The following is a 21,273-nucleotide window of genomic DNA, read 5'->3' on the forward strand; positions in this document are numbered from 1 at the left end:
GCCATCTCCGTCACCCCGCGAAGCGGGACGACGGCGGTGGCCCCACCGCCCCGACCTTTGGCACTCCCGGTTGGCGAGTGCCAATCCTTGTTTAGCACTCTCCCCTGTCGAGTGCAAGCGAACAGCAACTTGCCGCCCGACGTACCCCTTCGGGCCGTACGGCCGCAGACGGCGGTCACGGTCAAGATCGGGTGGGCAGGATCGCCGGATGGCGAGACGATGAAAGGCGCCGGCTCCACGAGGAGAACCGACGCCTTGCGGGTACGCAGACCTGTGTCGAGCTATCAGATACGTCGCCGTCCGGTCGGGCGGCCGCGCCGGCCACCGGACGCGCAGTTGGCCAGCAGGGTGACCGTGCCGGCCAGCAGGGTGACTAGGCGATGACCCGGACCCTCTCCGCCTGAGGACCCTTCTGCCCCTGAGCGATCTCGAACTCGACGCGCTGCCCGTCGTCGAGCGCCTTGTAGCCGTCCATCTCGATGGCGGAGAAGTGGACGAAGACGTCCTGACCCCCGTCGACCGCGATGAAACCGTAGCCCTTCTCGCTGTTGAACCACTTCACGGTGCCCTGCGCCACGGTGCACTTCCTCACTTCTGTCGTGCCGGGCCTCTGCCGGCCCTCTGACCGGCGTGTTCGCCGGCCGGAGCCACCGATCGGGACTCCCGTGCGGGTTGCCCGAGTACAGCAGCCGGAATCGCACGCTACACGAGGTCTGACGGCACCGCACTACCCCAAAAGGGGACATTAACCCCCAGTCAAGTCTCTCTGGCACCGCATTTCGTTGACCACGTGTGTCCCGTACACCGCAGAACGTGAAGCCCGGACGGCATCGCGCACCTGGCAGCCGGGCCGTCCGACGGTCGGACCGCACCGCGCCCCGGCCCGACCGCGTCCGCCAACGCCACCCGGCGGCCGCCGCCGCCGGGCTGCTCATCGTGCTGTCGGCGTTCACCGGCGGCCTGCCCGGGGACGCCGGCAAACCACCGCCGCGCGAGCCGGGCTGGACCGTCGCCGACCAGGACCACGACCACCAGCAGCGCAGCGTGCTGCTGCGCGCCGGCCCGGTACCGACGCCGACCGACGGGTTCTTCTCCTGGGCGGCGCTGAACCGGCGTACCGGGCTGATCACCGGGTCACCGAACTTCACCGCGCAGAGCGACACCATGTCGTTGATCAAGGTGTGGCTGGCCGCCGACGACCTGCGCCGCGCCGACGAGCAGGGCCACATGCTCCGCACACCCCAGCTGGCCCAGCTGTCGTCGATCATCCGGGACAGCGACAATCCCGGCGCGGACGCCACCTACGATCGGGTCGGTGGCCGAGAGTCCATCGAGCGGATGGTACGGCTCTGCGGGCTGACCGACTCGGCCCCGGAGCGCGATCTGTGGAGCAACACGATCGTCTCCGCCCGTGATCTGACCAGGCTGGGGCGCTGCCTCGCCGACGGGCGGGCGGCCGGGCCGCAGTGGACGCCGTGGCTGCTGTCCGAGATGCGCGCCGTCCGCGGTGAGGGCGACTTCGGCCCACGGGACGCGCTCACCCCCGAGTACGCGGCCACCATCGCCATCAAGAACGGCTGGCTGCTGCGCGACGAGGACGGGCTCTGGCACGTCAGCTGCCTCGCGATCGGGGAGACCTGGGTGATCGGCGCGCTGGCCCGCTACCCGGGGCGGCACGGGCTCGACCACGGCGTCGACTACTGCCGGCAACTCGGCACCGCCCTGCTGCTGGTGGCGTGACCGGTGCGGGCCGGGCAGAAGGCGGGATTCCGGTTGTCGGCCAAGCCGCGCCGGGCGAGCATGCCGGCATGGGAACTGGGACCGACACCGACCACGTCGTACCGCCGGTAGCCGCGGTCCGGCGGATCCGGGCCGACGACGCCGCCCGGATGCGCGCGCTGCGGCTGGAGATGCTCGCCGATTCGCCGCTGGCGTTCATCGAACGGCTCGCCGACGCGGCGGCCCGGCCGCTGCACGAGTACGCCGAGCGGGCGGCCCGGTCCGCAGTCGGTGACCTGATCGCCCAGTTCGTGGCCGAGACTGGGCCGGCGACCCCGCAAGCCGGGCGGACGGCGACCGGACCGACGGCGGACCGGCGGTTCGTGGCGCACGCGGGAGCACACGTCTGGCGGGACGACCCGTCGGTGTCCGTCCTGTTCGCCGTCTACATCAGCCCGGCCTGGCGCGGCCGGAACCTGCTCGCCGAACTGGTCGACGCGGTCGCCGCCTGGTCACGTGCGGCTGGACGCCCGGAGCTGCTGCTGGAGGTGGTGGTCGGCAACGACCGGGCGGTACGGGCGTACCAGCGGCTCGGCTTCGCCGACACCGGCGTACGCCTGCCGCACCCGACCCGGTCGGACCTGACCGAGTTGCAGATGCGCCGGCCGGCGTGACCGGCGGGCCGGCAGAGGCCGGCGCGGGAGCCGACCCGACACCGGGCCGGCACGGGAGCCGACCCGGCTCCCGTGCCGGGCCGGGTCAGACGTGCCGACGGGACTGGACGATCCGGAACCGGCCGGCGACGTACGCGCCGTCGGTCAACGCCGAGTTCGCCGCGGCGTTGGCACCACTGGCGTGGAAGTCGGAGAAGGCCGCCGACTGGTTGACGAACACGCCGCCGGTGAGATTCGCCGACAGGTGCACCCCGACGTCCAGCGCGGCGGCCTCCACGTCGGCGAGCACCCGCTGGTCGGTCGAGTAGACGCCGGCGGTGAGCGCGCCACGGGCTGCGACCGTACGCCGGAAGATCTCGACGCTGCGCGCGGTGGACCCGGTGGCGACCACGAAGGTGACCGGCCCGAACCACTCCCGGCCGTAGACGTCGTCGGCGTCCGCGCCGAGCTTGACGACCAGTGGGGTTCGCACCACCGCGTCCGGGTACGCCGGGTGGCTGATCTCCCGCGACTCCAGTACCGGCTCGCCGAGCTTGGCCGCTGCGGCGAGCCGGTCGAGGACGGCGTCGTCGACGATCGCGCCGATGAGCTCGACCGCCCGCGCCGGGTCGCCGGTCAGTTTGCCGATCGCGGCGGCGATGCCAGCGGCCACCTCGTCCGGGCTCTTGCGCCCCTGATCGGTTTCGATGCCGCCGGCCGGCACCAGGATGTTCTGCGGCGTGGTGCACATCTGGCCGCTGTAGAGCGACAAGGAAAAGGCGATGTTGCGGCACATGCCGGCGAAGTCCGCCGTGGAGTCGACGATGATCGTGTTGACGCCGGCCTTCTCGGTGTAGACGGAGGCGTGCCGGGCGTTCGCCTCCAGCCAGTCGCCGTACTCGGTGGAGCCGGTGAAGTCGATGATCCGCACCTCGGGGCGGCCGGCGAGGACGGTCGCCAGCCGCTCGCCCGGCGCCTCGGCGGCGAGCTGCACCAGGTTCGGGTCGAAGCCGGCCTCGCTGAGCACCTCGCGGGCGTAGCGGACGGTGATCGCCAGCGGTAGCACCGCGCCCGGGTGCGGCTTGACCAGTACCGGATTCCCGGTGACCAGGGAGGCGAACAGCCCCGGGTAGGAGTTCCAGGTCGGGAAGGTGTGGCAGCCGATCACCAGGGCGACGCCACGCGGCACCACATGGAACGTTTTCGTCATCCGCAGCGGCTCGCCGCGGCCGGTTGGCTTCTCCCAGCCGGCGGTCCGCGGGTGGCGGGTCATCTCGGCGTACGCGTAGGCGACGGCTTCCAACGCGCGGTCCAGCGCGTGCGCCCCGCCGGCCTGAAACGCCATCACGAACGCCTGACCGGTGGTGAACTGCACCGCGTTGGCCAGCTCGAAGCTGTGCTCGTGCAGCCGGGCGAGGATCTCCAGGCAGACGCCGGCCCGGCTGCGCGGGCCGGCGTCACGCCAGGCGGGCAGCGCGGCCCGGGCGGCGGTGATCAGCTGGTCGGCGTCGGCGCGGGGGTACCGGACGCCGAGTTCGATGCCGAACGGGCTGTCGTCGGTGGCGACCGGTTCGCCGGTGGCGGTGGGCTGGTCGAGGGGGAAGTCCTTGCCCAGGTAGGCGCGGAAAGCCGCCGTGCCCTCGGCGGCGGCGTGTTCGCCGTAGATCCGAGGGCTCGGCGACTCGGGGTAGGCCGACCAGTAGTCGCGTTCGGCGATCGCGGTCAGCGCGCGGGCCAGGGTGTCGGCGTGCGTGACGTACAGCGGGTGCGGGGTCTCCGTCATGCCGTCATCATGCCTCAGATGGTCTGCTGCCAGTTCTGCCAGATGTCGACCGCCCGGAAGCCGAGCGCCTCGTTGATCGCGATCATGTGCTGGTTGCTGTCGGCGTTCCAGGTGTCGATCACCCGCAGCGCCGGTTCGTGGCGCAACGTGAACCGCAGGTTCTCAATCTTGACGATGGTGCCCAGCCGGTGTCCGCGATGATCCGGGTCGACGATGGTGATCTGTTGGTAGGCGTGCCAGTCCGGTTCGGCCTGGCGGGTGATGTTGCTCCAGGCGACGATCCGGCCGCTGTCCAGATGCCGGGTCACCGTGTGGTAGCTGCGGGTACCGGCCGCCTTCCGGGCCAGATCCACTTCGTGGATCCGGTCGGCGTCCACCTTTTCCGGCTCCCACTCCAGGTCACCCATTGGCGAGTCGGTCACCATCCGCCCGTCCAGGTAGGCGAGATCGGCGCGGTACTCCTCCGGGCAGGGTCCGACCCAGGTCAGCAGCTCGTAGCCGGGGGCGCGGCGCCAGTTCTCGGCGAGCATCGCGTCGAGCGCCGGCTGGTCGACGGTGTCGATGTCGAGCCGACGGCGCACCTCGACCAGGGCCGATTTGACCCCCACGGCGTGGGCGAAGGCCGTCGAGGCCGGGTCGCGGGCGACGCCGCCGGGCATGGTGTCCGCCGAGTGCCCCATGATCCGGGTCCGGCCGGTCTCCCGGGCCCGCCGCACGGCGTACGCGTACAGCGCTCGACCGATGCCGCGCCGCCGGTGCCCGGGAGGCACCTGGATGTCCACACCGACGTTGTCGAGGTTGTCGAGCAGCGGGAACTCCATGGCGGTCAACCCGACCGGTATGCCGTCCACACTGGCCAGCGCGGCCTCGAACCGTACGCTGTGCCGCTGATGCCGCAGCAGGGCCTCGAACCACTGCCGGGGTGTCGGCGGCATGTCCGGGACGAAGGGGGCCGACCGCCTGATCTGGTACGCCTGCTCGAAGGCGGCCTCGTCGGCCGGATCCAGCGGGGTGATGGTGATGTCCATGCCGTCGAGCCTGACGGGGCCGGGCCAGCCGCGCGACCTAATTACCGGTCGGGGGACGTTGGTCGGGAGGACGCTCGCACAGCGCCTCCGGCGCTGTTGGTCGTTGGGACCCGGGGTTGAGATTGTTGCCAAGCTCTGTCGGGGCCCTTACGGCGAGTCGTCCTCCCGCACGGAGCATCCTGCGCCGTGCAAGTGCAGTCGTCAAGACCCCACCGGCGAGTTTTCTCGACTTATGGCAAAACACTGACTACGGACCGCACATGAACATCGGCTGATCGGCGTACGCCGATCAGCCGATTCAGTGGAGGGTGTGCTGGTCAGAAGGTCATCCGAGCAGTCCGGCGTCACGAACCGAACGCAACGACGGCTTCACCCGATGAGTCGGGCCGACCTGCCCGGCGACCGCGTCGATGGTCTTCAGACCTTCGCCGGTGTTGTAGACGACCGTCTCGGCGGCCGGGTCCAGCCGTCCGCTGTCGACCAGCTTCTTCAGCACCGCCGTGGTCACCCCGCCGGCCGTCTCGGCGAACACCCCGGTGGTCCGGGCCAGCAACCGGATCCCCGCCCGGATCTCGTCGTCGTCGGCGTAGTCCATCCAGCCACCGGTGCGCCGCACCGCCTCCAACGCGTACAGGCCGGCGGCCGGGTCACCGATGTTGAGCGACTTGGCGATCCCGGTCGGCTTCACCGGCACGATCTGATCGGTGTCGCGGTGCAGCGCGGTCGCGATCGGGTTGCAGCCGGCGGACTGAGCGCCGAACACCCGCCAGCCGTTCGCCGGCGCGTCGACCAGACCGATCTCGACCAGCTCGGTGAACGCCTTGTCCACCTTGGTGAGCAGTTCCCCGCTGGCCATCGGGATCACCACCTGCTCGGGGATCCGCCAGCCGAGCTGCTCGGCCACCTCGTAGCCGAGCGTCTTGGACCCCTCCGCGTAGTACGGCCGCACGTTGACGTTGACGAACGCGGTGTCCTCGAACTCGTCGGTCTCCACCAGCTCGCTGCAGAGCCGGTTCACGTCGTCGTAGGAGCCCTCGATCGCGACCAGCTCACCGCCGTACACCGCGGTCGTGACGATCTTGCCGGGCTCCAGGTCGCCGGGGATGAAGACGATCGACGGTACGCCGGCCCGCGCGGCGTGCGCGGCGACCGAGTTGGCCAGGTTACCGGTGGAGGCGCAGGCAAACCGGGAGAAACCAAGCGTACGGGCGGCGGTGAGAGCGACCGAAACGACCCGGTCCTTGAACGAGTGGGTCGGGTTGGCGCTGTCGTCCTTGACCCACAGCGGCGCCCGGATGCCCAGCTCAGCGGCGAGCGCGGCGGCCGGGACGAGCGGGGTGAATCCGGGATCCAGGCTGACCCGGGTGGCCGGGTCCTGACCGGCGGGCAGCAGCGGGGCGTACCGCCAGATGTTGGCCGGGCCCGCCTCGATGTCGGCCCGGGTGACGCGCGCGAGAGCCGCCGGGTCGTAGCCGACCTCCAGCGGCCCGAAACACTCGTAACAGGCGTGCTGCGCGGCGAGCGGGTATTCGGCACCGCAGCCGCGACAGACCAGGCCACGGGCCGGGCTGGTGGTGTTCACCGGGGCGGAGTCAGGGCTGGTGGTGCTCGCGTCGATCAGCGACGTCATGGCGGCTGTCCTCTCATCTTTCCCTGCGCCGCGCGGTGCGACGGGGACGGAATTGGCACCTGCCCCGGCTGGCCGATTGCGACCGGCGCGACGGGTGGGGTGGTTGCCGGGGCTTCATCGGGCCGTGTCCCTCTGCCCCTCTGGATGAGGTATGAAGTTGTGTTTCCAGCGAGTGTACGGGCGCTGGTCGGACCGGGCACCCGGCGATCCCAGGGTGTGAGCAAGCCCGCACCGGCCGCCACCGAACGTCGACCGGGTGCGACCGGCCGTCACACCGGGCGGGCTCGGCGCAGCCAGTCCCAGGCATGCTGCTCCGCACCGGCGTCGAAGTGCCGCAGCTCGATCGGCGTCATCGCGTCCGAGGCCCGGGTCACCCACTCGGCCACCCGGTTGCCGCCGACCACCGCGGCCCGGTCGATGTCGGTCAGATGCTCCCGGGCGAACCGCAACCGGTCGTCGATCGCTGAAAGCTCCATACCCGGCAGTCCGTCGTCCGGTAGCCGGCCGAGGACCGAGACCGAGCCGTACTCGGCGATCGCCGCCCGCAGCTCCCGGTACAGGTCGTGGTACTCCTGCTCGGTCAGCTTCCCGGCCACCTCGTAGCCGAGCACGTTCCCTTCCTGCCCGATCTTGGTGATCATCCCGTTCCTTCCCTGCCGCCGTCCGGATCCCGGATGCCGCCCGGTCGTCGACCGGCGCGGCCGTCCACTGCCGTTCCCGGATGGCGACCCCGCACACCTGCGAGTCGCCGTCGTCAGGTGAGCCCGCCGTCGTCAGGTGAGCCCGCCGTCGTCAGGTGAGCCCGCCGTCGTCAGGTGAGCCCGCCGTCGTCAGCCGCCGCCCGCACCTGCGCGAGCACCTCGTCGAGCAACTGCGGAGCCGCGGCGATCGTCGCGAACGAGTCGAGGCTGTGCGGCGTACCGTCGATGTCGACGACGGCGGCGCCCGCCTCGCGGGCGATCAACGTGCCGGCGGCCATGTCCCACGGCTTGTTCGACAGGGCGATCGACACATCGGTACGGCCGTCGGCCACCCAGACCAGGTCGATCGCGGCGGAGCCGAGCATCCGCACCCGCAGCGCGCCCCGGGCCATCCGCTGGGTGAGCGCGAGCCGGGCGGCGTTACGCTCCGCGGCTTCGTCGCCGACCGCGAAGTCGCCGAGGTTGACCAACGCGTCGGGCAGCCGCGTCGTGCCCCGCACCCGGATCGGCCGGCCGTCGCGCCGCGCGCCGCCGCCGAGGGTCGCGGTGTACCGGCTGCCCAGTAGCGGCAACTCGATCACCCCGACCACCGGACGCCGGTCCCGGACCAGGGCCAACGACACCCCGCACAGCGGTACGCCGTGCGCGAAGTTGACCGTGCCGTCGACCGGATCCAGCACCCACTGGAGCCCGTCGCCGACCCCGGAAACGCCTTCCTCCTCGCCGAGGAACCCGACGTGCGGGGTGGCGTCGGCCAGGAAGGCGCGCAGCTCCCGTTCGACAGCGAGATCCACCTCGGACGCGTAGTCCCGGTCGCCCTTGCCGGCCAGGTGTCCGGGCTCACGGGTACGGATCAGCTCGGCACCGCGAGCGGTGGCCTGTGTCGCGATCGTGAGAAGGTCGTCCAGGGCAAGCGGATCGTCAGCCATGCCGCCAACCCTAGACAGGCCACCAGCCCGGCAACCCTGGACAGGCCGCCAGCCGGGACACACCACCAACCGGGACAGCCGGTCGACCGCTGGTCAGAAGCTCGACGCGTACCCGCGGCTCGACTCGATCGCGCTCTGCGCGAGGGCGGCCGCTTCGGCCAGCTTCTGCTTGGCCTGCTCGACCTTGGCGATCGTCTCGGCCACCTGCGAATGGCTGGACCCGCTGGTGATCGCCCGCAGCGCGGCCCCGCTGGTGCTCAGCGCCTCCGCACTCGCCCGGATCGCCCCCACCTGCTGGCCGAGCTCGTCACCGAACCGGGCGACCCCCGCCTTGACTTCTTCGACCGAGCTCACGCCTGAACCCTCCCCATCGGACGACCGCCGGACCGGTACGACGCTACCGGATGTGAACCACTGTCAAAGTCCACCGACCCAACAAAGCAATCACGGAGAGTGGTTACAGCAAGTCAAGATGTAGCAGCAGCGGACCCGCAGTAACAGCCGGTGGGCGCTGGTCCCGGCCACCCATCGGCCCGCCGGTGCACCATTCGATGATCACCGACGGCAACGGTAGGGTAGGCCCGGCCGTGTGGGGCAGACCACGCTCAAAGGTCACACTCGAAGGTATGGAGTCGCTGTGGGACAGGGTCACAGTCAGGTATCCGCGCTGATCGAGTCGGATCACCGACGCCCGGTCGGGCCGGTCCGTCCGGTCGGGCCGGTGCTGCGCAGGCGCGACGTCGCCGCGTACACCGGGGCGACTGTCGAACACGCGCTGCGGCGGTTCATGCAGCTGGGTTCGGTCGAAGTCGACGACCACGACACCGACCCGGGACAGTCCCGGGTCGGCCGCCGCTGACGAGCGCCGGAGCCGGCCCAGACGGCCCGGCTCCGGGGCGACCGGCTTGACGGCGGCCGTCTGGGCCCGCGCGGACCTGCGCCGACGCGCCGTCCTGTTGCTGCGGTTCGGCTGGACCGAGGCGAAGTCGTGCGGCTTCGCGGTCGCGGTCTTCACCTGTCTGGCGCTGACGTCGGTGGTTCCGCTGCCGGTCCCCCGCTACGACGCGCTGCTGATCTGCATGGTCGCGCTGACGATCGGGTTGTGGCGCATCGGCTGGGAAACCGGCCGTGAGGTCGCCGTCATCGCCGGCTTCCACCTGATCGGGCTGGCCCTGGAGCTGTTCAAGGTGCAGGTCGGCTCCTGGTCGTACCCAGAGGATGCGCTGACCAAGGTCGCCGGCGTGCCGCTCTACTCCGGTTTCATGTATGCGGCGGTCGGCTCCTACATCTGTCAGGCGTGGCGCCGTTTCGACCTGCGGGTGACCCGCTACCCGGCGGTGGCGGTGACCGGGCTCGCGGTCGCCGTCTACGTCAACTTCTTCACCCACCATGTCCTGCCCGACGCCCGCTGGGTGATCGCGGTGCTGCTGCTGATCGCGCTCCGCCGGACCTGGGTGCACTACACCGTCGGCGACGCCCGGCTGCGGATGCCGCTGGCTCTGGCGTTCGTGCTGATCGGCTTCTTCCTGTGGGTCGCCGAGAACATCGCCACGTTCCTCGGCGCCTGGACCTACCCGGACCAGCAGCACGTCTGGACGTTCGTGCACGCCGGCAAGTTCGGCTCCTGGTCGCTGCTGGTGACGCTGTCGTTCGTCCTGGTCGCGTCGGTGAAGGCGACCGAGGGACGGCTGTACGGCGACCGCCCCCGGCCCAGCGTCACGACCCGGTCGGACTGACCGGCACCCGGTCCCAGGTCACCGGCAGACCCGCCGGCATCCAACTGCCACCCGGCGAGTGTTCCCGTGCGGAACAGCATCTCCACACAGGAACACTCGCGCGGTCCGGATCGGCTACCGTGTCACTCCCAGCGGATCTTGACGCAGTTGCCGGTGGTGTAGCTGCCGTTGTCGTGCTGCGCCAGTTCGTGGGCGGAGTTCGCGATCCGGGCACACACCTTCGGCTGGTCGCCGACCGCGTTGATGAACGCCGGGTCGTCGGTCCAGACCACCGACGGCTGCTTGGCCTCGACGTACCAGAATCCCTGCTGGTTCTCGGGGACGTGGCTGCCCATGATGCTGTCCGGCGGGTTGGTGCCGTCGCTGCCGTAGATGTGCAGGTGCCATCCACCGTTGGTGGACGGCTGGTTCCCACCGAACTCCGCCTCGTACTCGACGGTCAACTTGCCGCCGGCGACCCGCGCCGAGGTGAGACAGACCCAGGTCCAGTTGCTCTTGATCTCATCGGTGCACTGCTCGTCGGCCGGGATCTGCGGAGTCTCCGGCTCCGGCTCGCCGGTCTGCTCCGGCTGCTGGTCCTGCGGCTGTTCCGCTCCGGTGTCCTGACCAGGATCGTCCACCCCGTTGGCCACCGGCTGGCCCTCGTCACCCTGCCCGCTGGTCAGTGCCCAGGTGACCCCGCCGCCGGTGAGCAGCACCACCAGCACGGCGGCGGCCACGATCAGCGGCCCACGACCACGCTTCGCCGACGATTTCTCCCCACCGCGGCGCGCCTTCGGGTCGTCGGTGCCGACGGAACCCGCCGAGGCGAACGTCTCGGTACGGGACGGGTAGCCGCCGCCGGCGTCCGCGCCGCCGCCGCGCCCGACGGAAGCGACACCGGTGACGCCGGCCGGCGGCGAAGACGTGCGGTAACCCGCCGGGGAGACGGGCGCGGTCGGCGGGACCGGTGCGGTCGGCGGGACCGGTGCGGTCGGCGGCACCCGGTAGGTACCGGTCGCCGATGCCGCAGCCGGCGGAGCCGGGGTCGGCATCGGGGTCGGGCCGGCCGGCATCGTCTGCCCGGTCAGCTCGGCGGCGGCCAGCCAGGCGGCGCCGAGCGAGACCGAGTACTTGGGGTGTGCGTCGACCGCCACCGGGCGGCCCAGCTCCGAGCCGACCAGCTGGGAAACGATCGGCATCCGCGACGAGCCACCGACCAGCAGCACCGAGTGCACCTGCTCCGGCGAGCAGCCGGCGGACCGTACGGCCCGGTGCAGCGCCTCGATCGAGCCGTGCAGCACCGGGCGGACCATCGCCTCGAGCTCGGAGCGGGTGAGCCGGATCTCGGTGGAGATGTTGGGCAGCAGCACCGGAATCGAGGTGTCGGTGTCCGACGACAGCGCCTCCTTGGCCTGGATGCACTCGTCGCGCAGCCGGGCGACGGCGGCGATCGCCGCCGGGTCCTCCTCGTCGAGCTCTTCGAGTTTGCCGCCGAGCGCCGCCCGGACGTGGTTGAACACCGCGGCGTCGAAGTCGATGCCGCCGAGTCGCTCGATACCCTCCGGCTGGCCCATGATCTCGAAGCCGGTGGGGGTCTTGCGCAGCATCGCCGCGTCGAACGTGCCGCCACCCAGGTCGTAGACGGCGACGATGGAGCCCGGCTCGATCCGCTGCTGCTCGGCGTAGTTGATCGCTGCGGCGGCGGGCTCGGTGGTGTAGGTCACCGGCACCTCGAGGTTGGCCATCCGCACCGCCTGGCGGAGCAGGTCCAGCTTGTACGGCCCCCAGTTGGCCGGGTGCGAGATGCAGATCGCCGCCGGGAAGCTGCCTTCCCGGCGGGCCACCTCTTCCACCACCGACCAGAGCAGCCGGGACATCAGGGCCTCGGCCGACTGGGGTACGCCGCCGAGCAGGATCGGGGTGGTGTCGCCGAGCCGCCGCTTGAACTCGCGGGCCACCCGGTGCGGCTCGGAGAGCCCACGGCGGTGCGCCGCCTCACCGGTGAGGAACGTCTCGTCCTGCCGTAGCAGCACCACGGATGGGATCGCGGCGCTCCGGCCGCCGAGTGAGACGGTCTCCACCCGGCCTTCCCGCCAGATCGCTGCCGCCGTGAACGTTGTGCCGAGGTCGATGCCAAGTGCGTACATCAGGGTTGCTCCGATGAAGTTTGTGGAGACAGGTATGGCCGGGTCTGGGTGGCCGACCGGCGGTGTGCCGCACACCACAGGGTCGGATCACTGCTGAAAACGGTAGTGGTACGAGGCGAGCGTCCGGTGGCACCGCTGGGCCGGGTGGCTCCGGCCGGGTACGCGGTCACCGGGGCCGCCGCTGGTCGGCGATGATGCCCTCGCAGGACCGGACCGCCACCCGGGCGGCCACCGCCAGCTCGTACGGGGTCATCGGGCTTTCGGCGCGCCGCTGCCAGCGGCCCAACGCCTCGACCGCGCTCTCGGTCACCTCGGCGGTGGTCGCGTCGGCCGGCAGCCGCAGCCGCTGGTGCGCCGCCGCGCCGGAACCGCCGATCACCTGCTCGAGCTCGGCGACGACCGGGGCCTTGCCGGTGATCCAGCCGGCGCGCAGGCTGGACAGTACGCGCAACTCGTTGAACGGGTGCGCCGAGGCGATGATCTCCTCGACCGCGCCGGCCACCTGCTCACTGCCGGGTCGGACACAGACCCGGGTGACGTCGGAGAGCGCCAGCAGTGCCGACCGGGACTTGAGCACGTCGCGGCGCTCGAAGAACAGTGAGCCGAGGACCTCGCGCAACTGGGTGAGCCCGCTGCGCTCGGTCAACTCCTGGGAGAGTTCGGTGGCGGTGGCCGCGCCGTTGTGGCGCAGCATCGCGGCGGACAGTCGCAGGCCGAACATGCCGAGCCGGGCCAGCAGCGCTTCCCGCTCGATCGTGGTCAGCCCGAGTTCGGGCATGTTCTGCACGAACCGGTCGGCGGAGAGCAGCAGCTGCTCGGCCTGGGCCACCGGCAGTTCGGCGACCCGGCGCAGCTGGGCGACCTCCACTTCGGTCAACGTGGCGGCGGTCTCGGCGAGCAGGCCGGCGACCGGGACGACCGACTGCACCAGCCGGCGCACGTTGGCGTCGGTGCTCAGTCGTTCGGCGATCCGCCGGGCGGACGCCATCGCGTCGAGCCGGCCGACGCCGATCTCGTCGGCCCGGGAGAGGATGCCGATGGCGTTGACCGGGTTGGGCCGGGACACCTCCACGTCGTGGAAGGCCCGCAGGAAGTCGACGTCGTTGGAGTGCAGGTGACGCATCAGGTAGACGACGGCGTCGGCCGGGGTCTCCTCCTCGTCCGGGACGAGCAGGTCCCAGGCGCGCCGGGAAGTCTGCTCGGAGAGCGAACCGATGCCGGGGGTGTCGATGAGCGTCACGTTGCGCAGTGCCTGCGACGGCCAGGTGATGTCCAGTTGCGCGACGTCGTCGACGGACAGATCGCCCAGGTCGACCTCGATGGCGCCGTCCTCGCGGGTGAACCGGAGCTGGCGTGGCTCGCCCTCGGTGGGCGTCGCCAGCACCCGGTAGGTATGTCCGTCCTGGTACCAGGTGACGATCCGGGTGCACTCCCCGGCGTCGGTCGGGGCCAGCCGGTCACCGACCAGCGCGTTGAGCAAGGTGGACTTGCCCGCTTTGACCCGACCGGCGATCGCCACCCGCAGCGGCTCGTCGAGCCGGTCGCGGACGGCGCTGAGCCGCCGCTCGTACGCGGTGCCCCGGTAGACCTCGACGGCGTGGCCGAGCACGCTGCGGGTCCGGTCGATCAGACTCATCCGGTCACCGCCGGTGACCGTCGTCCGGGCAAACGGATACAGAACAACTCGGACTCCACATTTGTCACACCGCTACTTTCTAGTCCGCCGGGGATGTGTCGTGTTGTCTCGCTCGTCGGAGTCGGCCATCGGTACCGGACCGACCCACGGATCCACCCGGGCGACCCTGTCGATCAACGAGTTGCTGACCGGCTGAACAGCCCAGCCGGGAGGCACAGCACAGCTGACCAAGCGCACGTTCGGCGGCCGGCGGAACGCACGTACGGGATACGGCACACTCAGCGCCCAGGTCGGGCCGAGAGTACACGGTACACGCGTACGGGGTCAGGCCATGCGTCGGCCTGCGGAGCCGTCCGTACACTGCCTCACTGACGCGGGCAAGGAGGAGCTGCACCGGTGACTGTCGTGGTAGGTGTGGACGGTTCCGGGCGAACGCGGCGGCTGGGCGAGATCGCCACGGCCGCCGGCCGACCGGCCGTACGCGTGTCGCCCGCGACAACCGACGACCTGCAGGTTCTTCTCGATCAGGCCCGAGCTGACGACGCCCTGGTCCTGGTCGACGACGCACACCACCTGGAACCGGCAACCTTACGGTCACTGACCGTGGCCGCTCGCGGCGGGGTGTCGATGGCGATCGCCCGACGTCCCACGATCACCGGTCCGGAACTCGCCGATCTGGACGAGGCGGTCTCCGGGCAGGGCCCGGTCGAGCAGCTCGGCCCGCTCGCACCAGCCGCCCTGGCCGAACTGGCCAAGGCGGTCCTCGGCCGACCGGCCACATCGGAGCAGTTGGCGGCGCTCCAGGTCGCCTCCGCCGGGCTCGCCGCCGTCGCCGTCGCGGTCGCCGCCGATCCGTCCGGTACGCCGCCGGCGCTGGTCGCCCGGCTACAGCGTCGATTCGCCGCCGCCGGACGTGACGCAGCCGGACGTGCCATCGCCGGGCTGGCCGCGGTCCTGGCTCTCGGCCTGGATCTGGCCGACGACGTGGTCTGCGCCGCGACCGGCCTGGACCCGGCCGAGGCGGCCGCCACGATGCGGTCGCTGCGCGACGAGGGGTTGCTCACCCCCGACGGAGAGCGGTTGATCCCGGCGGTCGCCCGGGCCGTGCTGTTCGACCTGCCTCCGTCGGAGCGCCGTCGGCTGCACGAGACCGTGGCCACGGCGCTGCTGGCCACCGGTGCCGACCCGGTCCGCGCGGCCGGACAGCTACGCGCCGCGCGGGCCCGGACCCCGACCGCCGCCGACGTCTACCGGCAGGCCGGCGACCGGTTGCGGTTCACCGACCCGGGCAGCGCGCTGACCTGGTACGACGACGCGCTGGACGCCGGCGCCGATCCGTCCACGGTGACCGCCGGGCGGGCCGAGGCGGCCACCCTGCTGGGGGTGCCGGTCGACCTGGACGGCCCGGCGGCGGCAGCGGCCGACACCGGCCGGATCGCGCTGGTCGCCGGGGCGGCGGCGGCGTACGACGGCCGAGCCGGCCGAGCGGCGGAGGCGTTGCTGGGCGCCGACGCTCCCGGCCCGGTCCTCGCGGTACCGGCCCTGGTGGTCACCGGTCAGCTGGCCGCCGCGCGGACGGCGGCGACCGGATCGGCTCCGCTGCCGGTGCGGCGGCTGGCCGACGCCGCGCTGGCGATGACGGATCCGGCGGCGGCGCTGCCGTTGCTGATCGAGGCCGCCGAGAGTTTCGAAAAGGCACCGCCCCCGGTCGCCGTACCGGATCTGCCGCACGCGGTCGGAGCGCTGGTCGCGGTGGCCGCCGGTGACTCCGCGACCGCCGAGCATCTGCTGGAGCGGGCGGCGACCAGCGGGGCCGGCGGTCCCGTCGCGCTGGACCGGCACCGGACGTTGCTGGCCTGGGTCCGGATGCGCACCGGCCGGTACGACTCGGCCGTCGCCGAACTGCACCGACTGTCCGGCGCCATGCTGCCCGGCCGGGAACGGCTGACCTACGCCGGCCTCACCGCCGGGATCGCCCGCCGCAGCGGGGACATCGCCCAGCTGCGGGCGGCCTGGTCCGTCGCCGAGCCGGTGCTGGCCCGGCGGGCCGTGGACCTGTCCCAGCTGGAAGTGGTCGAGGAGCTGCTGGTCGCCGCCGCCCGGCTGCGCCACCACCAGCGGATCGCACCGGTCCTGGCCGACCTGGCCGGCATCATCGACCAGCTGGGTCGACCGACAGCGTGGACGGTGTCGCTGAGCTGGATCCGGTTGCAGATCGCGGTCGTGGGTGAGGATCCGGCGGCGGCTGCGGCAGCGGCCGACGAGCTGGGTTCGCTCGACCCGAACGGATTCCGGCAACAGGCGCAGTGCCAGGCCGCCGGCCGGTGGGCCGCCGTACTCGCCGGCGAGGTCGACCCGGACGCGGTGTTGGCGGACGCCGCCGAACTGGCCGCCGCCGAGCTGCCCTGGGAGTCATCCAGACTGATCGGTCAGGCAGCGGTCCGTACCACCGACGCGTCGGCCGCCCGCCGGCTGCTGGAACGGGCCCGGGAACTGTCCCGGATGGACCCGGTGCCGGCCGAGTCGCAGCCGGGGACCTCGCACGGTGGTCTGTCGGACCGGGAGGTCGAGGTGGCCCGGCTGGTGCTGGCCGGCCGGACCCACCGGGAGATCGGGACGCAACTCTTCCTGTCCCCCAAGACGGTCGAGCACCATGTGGCCCGGATCCGCGGCAAGTTGGGGGTTACCACCCGGGCCGAGATGGTCGCTACGCTGCGAGGTCTGCTCCCCGAGGAGTCCTGACTTGTCGGTTAGCTGACCTGAGCTTGGTGGCACCCCCCTAGACCCCCGAACCTGGCAGGGGGGAAGCCCCGATGCGAGGGGCGGGCGTCGACCCGCAGTCTTGTAGCTGTCCGGCCGATCGGGACGGACCAGAACCCCTACGAACCACGAATTCAGGAGACATCATGGCCGCGGTAGAAGTCACCCCGTTGATCGTCGAGAAGGTCAAGGCGCTGTTCGAGAAGGTCTTCAGCAGCGAAGAGGAGACCGCCAAGTTCCTGGCCGACCCGGAGGGCGCGTTCGCCGCCAACGGGATCGAGGCGGAGACGCTCAACGAGCTCGACGTCGACCAGATCGTCAACGAGGCGGCGTTCGGCAGCAGCGAGGGCCCGTCCGGTGGGGGCGGCTTCGCCGGCGGGGGGCCCGGTGGGGGCGGCTTCGCTGGCGGGGGGCCCGGTGGAGGCGGCAGCGGCGGGGGCTTCGCTGGCGGGGGGGCCGGTGGAGGTGCCGGAGGGGGCGGCGGCTTCGCCGGAGGGGGCGGCGGCGCCGGTGGGGGCTTCGGTGCCGGCGCCGCCGCCAACGTGCCGCCGCCGCAGGTGGTGCAGCAGGTGACCGAGGTGACGCAGAACTTCACCAACCAGAACTTCATCGACAACTCGCAGACGTTCACCGACAACTCCACGGAGATCGACAACTCGGTCGACCTGGATGTGGACGGTCCGGTGTTCGGCGACATCGACGTCGACTCCGAGAACCTCAACCAGACCGGGGACGGCAACGTCGCCAACACCGGTGACGGGGACGTCAACGCGGCCACCGGCGACGGAGCCGTGGCGCAGCAGGGCGACGGCGACCAGGTCGCCGCGACCGGCGGGTCGGTGGCGGCCGGCGGCGACGCGTTCGGCGTCACCGGCGACAACTCGTCGCTGGAGTTCGTCGACGGAGACAAGGTGACCGCCGACGACGGCGCGGTGGTCGGCACCGGCGACGGCGACGTGCTCGGCGCGACCGGCGACGGCGCGTTCCTCGGCAACTCGGAGTCCGGCGACGTGGTCGGCAACACCGGCGACAACGCCGTCACCGCGGGCGACGACATCGACGGTGTGGTCAACACCGGCACCAACTCCGGCGTGATCGCCGACGGTGACGTCGACCGGACGGTGCTGGGCGACAACACCGGCATCGTCGCCGACGACGTGGACAAGGCCGTGGTCGGCGACAACAACCAGGCCGCCCAGTTCGACATCGACGCCAGCGGGGCGGCCGGCGGCGACGCCAGCGGCACCGGCGGTGACGGCGGTCGGGGCGGTGCCGCCAGCGCCGACGGCGGCAACGCCGGCGACGGCGGGACCGGGGCCGGCGTCGGGGCCGGGGTCGGCGTCGGGCTGCGCGGCAAGGGCGAGGGCAAGGGCGAGGGCGAGGGCGAGGGCGGCGACGGTGGCGACGGCGGCCGGGGTGGCAACGCCACCGGCGGCAGCGGCGCCGGCGGCAGCGGCAACGGCGGCGACGCCAGCGGCGGTGCCGGCGGCGAGGTCGGGCCGATCAACATCAACTTCGGGGGCGGCAGCCAGCAGAACACCACCGACTCGAAGATCGAGGACTCGTCGCTGGCCTCCGGGGGCAACTCGGCCAGCACCCAGGACTCGTTCAACGACCAGTCCACCAACGACTCGTTCAACGACCAGTCGACCGACAACTCGGTGAACACCGACGACTCGTTCAACCAGGAGGACTCGTTCAACACCGAGGACTCCTTCAACACCGAGGACTCGTTCAACACCGACGACTCGTTCAACAACAACAACACCGCTGAGGCGGACACCACTCCGGACCCGGCCCTCGGGGCGTGACCGGACAACCACAGAGCGGACCGGACGTCGCACGGCGTCCGGCCCGGTGAGCGCCAACATGGCGTGGCAGGTCCGGCCGGGGCCTGCCACGCCATGTTGGCGCTCGCACCGTTTCCCCGCTGACCACCGCCTGCTGATCACCGCCCGCCGACACCAACCTCGATCGAGGAGCGACGTTGACCGCGAAAACGACACCCCCTGACGCTGACGGCACGCTGCAACGGGCGACACAGATCGTCGATCTCGCGGCACGCGCCTGCGAGGCGTACGACCGCCCCGACCTCGGTGGTCGGCTGGTCACCATCCGGCACACCCTGTCCGACCCGGTGGTGCACGTCGTGGTCGTCGGCGAGTTCAAACAGGGCAAGAGCTCACTGGTCAACGCGCTGGTCGGGACGAAGATCTGCCCGGTCGACGACGACGTGGCCACCGTCCTGCCGACCTACATCCGGCACGGACCGCAGCCGTCGGCGCAACTGCTGTTCAGCGACGACCCCGCCCGGCGGGAGCCGCTGCCGATCGACCAGGTGCAGGACGTGGTGCTGGAACGGACCACCGACCCCGCCACCCCACCGGGGATCGCCGGGGTGGAGGTCCGGCTGCCGCGCAACATCCTGTCGAACGGCCTCGTCATGGTCGACACCCCGGGGGTCGGCGGTCTGGGCTCGGTCCACGCGGCGGCCAGCCTGGCCGCCGCGTCGATGGCCGACGCGCTGCTGTTCGTCACCGACGCCGCCCAGGAGTTGACCCGCAGCGAGCTGGACTTCCTGCGGCAGGCCCACGAGGTGTGCCCGACGGTGGTGTGCGTGATCACCAAGACGGACTTCTACCCCCACTGGCGGAAGATCCGCGACCTGGACGAGGGCCACCTGCGTCGCGAGGTCGAAATGCCGATCATCCCGGTGTCGTCCGCGCTGCGGCTGCGGGCCGTCGCCGGCAACGACAAGGAACTCAACGCCGAGTCCGGGTTCCCGGATCTGGTCAAGTTCGTGACGCAGCGGGTGGCCGGTGGCGCGGCGACCCGGGTCGCCACACAGGCCGCCGCGTCGGTCGTCGGCATCTGTGAGCAGATGGAGAACCAGTTCAAGGCCGAGCACGCCGCGCTCGCCGACCCGGAGGCCGCCGCCACGGTGGTGGCCGAGCTCAACGCGGTGAAGCAGCGGGTCGAGTCGCTCAAGGCGGCCGCGGCGAAGTGGCAGCAGACGCTGAGCGACGGGATCTCCGACCTCAACGCCGACGTCGACTACGACCTGCGCGGCCGGCTCCGGCGCATCCTCGAGGAGGCCGACGCCGCGATCGAGGAGATCGACCCCGCTGACGCCTGGGACGAGACCGAACGCTGGCTGCAGGCCAGGGTGTCCAACGAACTGCTGGCCAACTACATGATGCTGCGTGACCGGGCGATGAGCCTGAGCGACGACGTGGCCCTGCACTTCCAGGAGGCCGCCGGCGAGGTGCTACGCCACGTCGCGATCCCCGACCCGGTTCCGTTGGTCGGCACCGCACAGGTGGACCACAAGATCGAGCTGGCCAAGATGAAGCTCGGCAAGCAGGCGATGGTGGCACTCAAGAGCGCCTACGGCGGCGCGCTCATGTTCGTCATGCTCGGTTCGTTGACCGGGATCGCGCTCGGCCCGATCGGTATCGGAATCGGGCTGGTGATGGGCCGCAAGGGCCTGCGCGAGGAGAAGAAGCGGCAACGCGTCAACCGGCAGAACCAGGCGAAGAACGCCGTCCGGCGGTACTGCGACGAGGTCAGCTTCGTGATGACCAAGGACTCCCGGGACACGCTGCGCCGGATTCAGCGCCAGCTCCGCGACCACTACAGCGCGCTGGCCGAGGAGTTGTCCCGGTCGAACGCCAAGGCGCTGTCCGCCGCGTCGGAAGCGGCCCAGCGGACCAAGGCCGAGCGGGAGAGCCGGCTCCGCGATCTGACCGCTGAGCTGGACCGGCTGCGCCAGCTGCGCGAGCACGCCACCGCGATCGTCGGCGCCTGACCGGTCAGCCGGCCCCGAGGTCGTCGATCTCCGCGGCACCGTCCACCCCGGCGGTGCCCTCGGAGATCGGCGGCATCGCCCACGGGTCACCGGACGGTAGCGGACCGTCCAGGAGATCCGCCGCGTCCGGTTGGCCGTCGTGGCTGGCCGGTTCGGCGTCATCCCCGGTCGGGCCGGCCGGGGACGGCTCGACCGTTGCCGGCGCATGATCGTCGACGGACGGGCCGTCGCCGCGGCCGAACGCCGCGTCGATCTTCGGGCCGGCCGCGAAACCCGGGTCGTCGAACCCGGGGGTGTCGAACCCCGGACCGTCCGGCGGCGCGGCGTCGAGCCCGGGATCGTCAAGCTCCGGGCCGTCGAACACCGGATCATCCGGCGGCGCCGCGTCGAGCCCCGGGCCGTCCAGGTCCGGGCCGTCGAACGCCGGATCATCCGGCATCGCAGCGTCGAACGCCGGGGCCGGAGCCGTGGCGAGCAGGTCGAGCGGCGAGGCCAGATCATCCGGTACGGTGCCGTCGCCGCCGACCTGGCTGTGCGCCGTGACGAACGGGGCCAGATGCTCGGCCACCTCAGCCGGGGCGGTGTCCGCGTAGCTGACCACGGCCTGCGCAAGCAACTCCGGGGGAAGGTCCGCGTAGCCGTTGGCATCGAGCACGGCAGCGACGTCGCTGTGGGCTGCGGCGTCGCCGGGCAGCCCAGCGAAGATCTCGTGCAGGGATCGCGCCGGTGCCATGTGACCACTGTAAGAAGAGCACCACCCG

General features: G+C 71.5%; 17 protein-coding genes and 1 riboswitch. Of the genes, 7 read left to right on the forward strand and 10 right to left on the reverse strand.

Annotated features, from left to right (window positions below):
• Nucleotides 1-373: 373 nt before the first annotated feature.
• The gene (locus ACN27J_RS16195) at nucleotides 374-577 is read right to left on the reverse strand and encodes a cold-shock protein (RefSeq protein ID WP_067305333.1); all 204 of its coding nucleotides are present in this window, start codon (nucleotides 575-577) and stop codon (nucleotides 374-376) included.
• A 236-nt stretch (nucleotides 578-813) separates the two neighbouring features.
• Here ACN27J_RS16195 and ACN27J_RS16200 point away from each other — a divergent pair, with 236 nt between their 5' ends.
• Both ACN27J_RS16200 and ACN27J_RS16205 read left to right on the forward strand, forming a co-directional pair.
• Entirely contained in the window at nucleotides 814-1,740 is a 927-nt protein-coding gene (locus tag ACN27J_RS16200; RefSeq protein ID WP_421367149.1) for a serine hydrolase, read from the forward strand.
• A gap of 68 nt (nucleotides 1,741-1,808) precedes the next feature.
• A complete protein-coding gene (locus ACN27J_RS16205) occupies nucleotides 1,809-2,393 on the forward strand; it encodes a GNAT family N-acetyltransferase (protein WP_421367151.1) in 585 nt (194 codons plus the stop codon).
• An 85-nt stretch (nucleotides 2,394-2,478) separates the two neighbouring features.
• Here the strand turns inward: ACN27J_RS16205 and paaN are convergent, their stop codons facing one another.
• The 6 genes from paaN to ACN27J_RS16235 form a co-directional block, all read right to left on the reverse strand.
• A complete protein-coding gene (gene paaN, locus ACN27J_RS16210; protein ID WP_421367152.1) occupies nucleotides 2,479-4,155 on the reverse strand; it encodes a phenylacetic acid degradation protein PaaN in 1,677 nt (558 codons plus the stop codon).
• Between the two features lie 14 nt (nucleotides 4,156-4,169).
• Nucleotides 4,170-5,183, reverse strand: a complete 1,014-nt coding sequence (locus ACN27J_RS16215) for a GNAT family N-acetyltransferase (RefSeq protein ID WP_421367153.1) — start codon at nucleotides 5,181-5,183, stop codon at nucleotides 4,170-4,172.
• A gap of 325 nt (nucleotides 5,184-5,508) precedes the next feature.
• A complete protein-coding gene (gene thrC, locus ACN27J_RS16220; RefSeq protein ID WP_421367155.1) occupies nucleotides 5,509-6,813 on the reverse strand; it encodes a threonine synthase in 1,305 nt (434 codons plus the stop codon).
• A gap of 10 nt (nucleotides 6,814-6,823) precedes the next feature.
• A riboswitch (SAM riboswitch) is annotated at nucleotides 6,824-6,964 on the reverse strand.
• 118 nt (nucleotides 6,965-7,082) lie between these two features.
• Nucleotides 7,083-7,454 carry an STAS/SEC14 domain-containing protein gene (locus ACN27J_RS16225; RefSeq protein ID WP_421367156.1) on the reverse strand — a complete coding sequence of 124 codons (372 nt, stop codon included), beginning with the start codon at nucleotides 7,452-7,454 and terminating at the stop codon, nucleotides 7,083-7,085.
• Between the two features lie 170 nt (nucleotides 7,455-7,624).
• Nucleotides 7,625-8,443: an inositol monophosphatase family protein gene (locus ACN27J_RS16230; RefSeq protein ID WP_421367157.1), complete on the reverse strand. Its 819-nt coding sequence runs from the start codon at nucleotides 8,441-8,443 to the stop codon at nucleotides 7,625-7,627.
• A gap of 93 nt (nucleotides 8,444-8,536) precedes the next feature.
• Complete coding sequence (locus tag ACN27J_RS16235; protein WP_278171781.1) at nucleotides 8,537-8,797, reverse strand: hypothetical protein; 261 nt, start codon at nucleotides 8,795-8,797, stop codon at nucleotides 8,537-8,539.
• Nucleotides 8,798-9,080: 283 nt separating this feature from the next.
• Between ACN27J_RS16235 and ACN27J_RS16240 the strand changes: the two genes are divergently transcribed.
• Together ACN27J_RS16240 and ACN27J_RS16245 are read left to right on the forward strand one after the other, a co-directional pair.
• On the forward strand, nucleotides 9,081-9,302 hold the full coding sequence (locus tag ACN27J_RS16240) for a hypothetical protein (RefSeq protein WP_421367158.1): 222 nt from the start codon (nucleotides 9,081-9,083) through the stop codon (nucleotides 9,300-9,302).
• Between the two features lie 46 nt (nucleotides 9,303-9,348).
• Complete coding sequence (locus ACN27J_RS16245; RefSeq protein ID WP_421367159.1) at nucleotides 9,349-10,179, forward strand: DUF817 domain-containing protein; 831 nt, start codon at nucleotides 9,349-9,351, stop codon at nucleotides 10,177-10,179.
• A gap of 122 nt (nucleotides 10,180-10,301) precedes the next feature.
• Here the strand turns inward: ACN27J_RS16245 and ACN27J_RS16250 are convergent, their stop codons facing one another.
• Nucleotides 10,302-12,308 carry an Hsp70 family protein gene (locus tag ACN27J_RS16250; RefSeq protein ID WP_421367160.1) on the reverse strand — a complete coding sequence of 669 codons (2,007 nt, stop codon included), beginning with the start codon at nucleotides 12,306-12,308 and terminating at the stop codon, nucleotides 10,302-10,304.
• Nucleotides 12,309-12,474: 166 nt separating this feature from the next.
• Nucleotides 12,475-13,944: a dynamin family protein gene (locus ACN27J_RS16255; RefSeq protein WP_421367161.1), complete on the reverse strand. Its 1,470-nt coding sequence runs from the start codon at nucleotides 13,942-13,944 to the stop codon at nucleotides 12,475-12,477.
• A 396-nt stretch (nucleotides 13,945-14,340) separates the two neighbouring features.
• Here ACN27J_RS16255 and ACN27J_RS16260 point away from each other — a divergent pair, with 396 nt between their 5' ends.
• The 3 genes from ACN27J_RS16260 (at nucleotide 14,341) to ACN27J_RS16270 (ending at nucleotide 20,512) form a co-directional block, all read left to right on the forward strand.
• Nucleotides 14,341-16,686: a LuxR C-terminal-related transcriptional regulator gene (locus ACN27J_RS16260; RefSeq protein WP_421367162.1), complete on the forward strand. Its 2,346-nt coding sequence runs from the start codon at nucleotides 14,341-14,343 to the stop codon at nucleotides 16,684-16,686.
• Nucleotides 16,687-16,850: 164 nt separating this feature from the next.
• Nucleotides 16,851-18,515, forward strand: a complete 1,665-nt coding sequence (locus ACN27J_RS16265) for a hypothetical protein (RefSeq protein WP_421367164.1) — start codon at nucleotides 16,851-16,853, stop codon at nucleotides 18,513-18,515.
• Between the two features lie 176 nt (nucleotides 18,516-18,691).
• Nucleotides 18,692-20,512 (forward strand): dynamin family protein, encoded by a 1,821-nt coding sequence (locus ACN27J_RS16270; RefSeq protein WP_421367165.1) that lies wholly within the window; start codon nucleotides 18,692-18,694, stop codon nucleotides 20,510-20,512.
• 4 nt (nucleotides 20,513-20,516) lie between these two features.
• On the opposite strand, the gene ACN27J_RS16275 is transcribed toward ACN27J_RS16270, so the two are convergent.
• The gene (locus tag ACN27J_RS16275; protein WP_421367166.1) at nucleotides 20,517-21,245 is read right to left on the reverse strand and encodes a hypothetical protein; all 729 of its coding nucleotides are present in this window, start codon (nucleotides 21,243-21,245) and stop codon (nucleotides 20,517-20,519) included.
• Between the last annotated feature and the right edge of the window lie 28 nt (nucleotides 21,246-21,273).

Source organism: Solwaraspora sp. WMMB762 (assembly GCF_049179115.1).
In the GTDB taxonomy this organism is placed as follows: domain Bacteria; phylum Actinomycetota; class Actinomycetes; order Mycobacteriales; family Micromonosporaceae; genus Micromonospora_E.

Excerpts from the sequence above, each read along its gene's own strand:
- ACN27J_RS16215 (WP_421367153.1), bottom strand. The coding sequence starts at position 5,183 with ATGGACATCACCATCACCCCGCTGGATCCGGCCGACGAGGCCGCCTTC.
- paaN (WP_421367152.1), bottom strand. The coding sequence starts at position 4,155 with ATGACGGAGACCCCGCACCCGCTGTACGTCACGCACGCCGACACCCTG.
- ACN27J_RS16255 (WP_421367161.1), bottom strand. The coding sequence starts at position 13,944 with ATGAGTCTGATCGACCGGACCCGCAGCGTGCTCGGCCACGCCGTCGAG.
- ACN27J_RS16205 (WP_421367151.1), top strand. The coding sequence starts at position 1,809 with ATGGGAACTGGGACCGACACCGACCACGTCGTACCGCCGGTAGCCGCG.
- ACN27J_RS16250 (WP_421367160.1), bottom strand. The coding sequence starts at position 12,308 with ATGTACGCACTTGGCATCGACCTCGGCACAACGTTCACGGCGGCAGCG.
- ACN27J_RS16275 (WP_421367166.1), bottom strand. The coding sequence starts at position 21,245 with ATGGCACCGGCGCGATCCCTGCACGAGATCTTCGCTGGGCTGCCCGGC.
- ACN27J_RS16265 (WP_421367164.1), top strand. The coding sequence starts at position 16,851 with ATGGCCGCGGTAGAAGTCACCCCGTTGATCGTCGAGAAGGTCAAGGCG.
- thrC (WP_421367155.1), bottom strand. The coding sequence starts at position 6,813 with ATGACGTCGCTGATCGACGCGAGCACCACCAGCCCTGACTCCGCCCCG.
- ACN27J_RS16225 (WP_421367156.1), bottom strand. The coding sequence starts at position 7,454 with ATGATCACCAAGATCGGGCAGGAAGGGAACGTGCTCGGCTACGAGGTG.
- ACN27J_RS16230 (WP_421367157.1), bottom strand. The coding sequence starts at position 8,443 with ATGGCTGACGATCCGCTTGCCCTGGACGACCTTCTCACGATCGCGACA.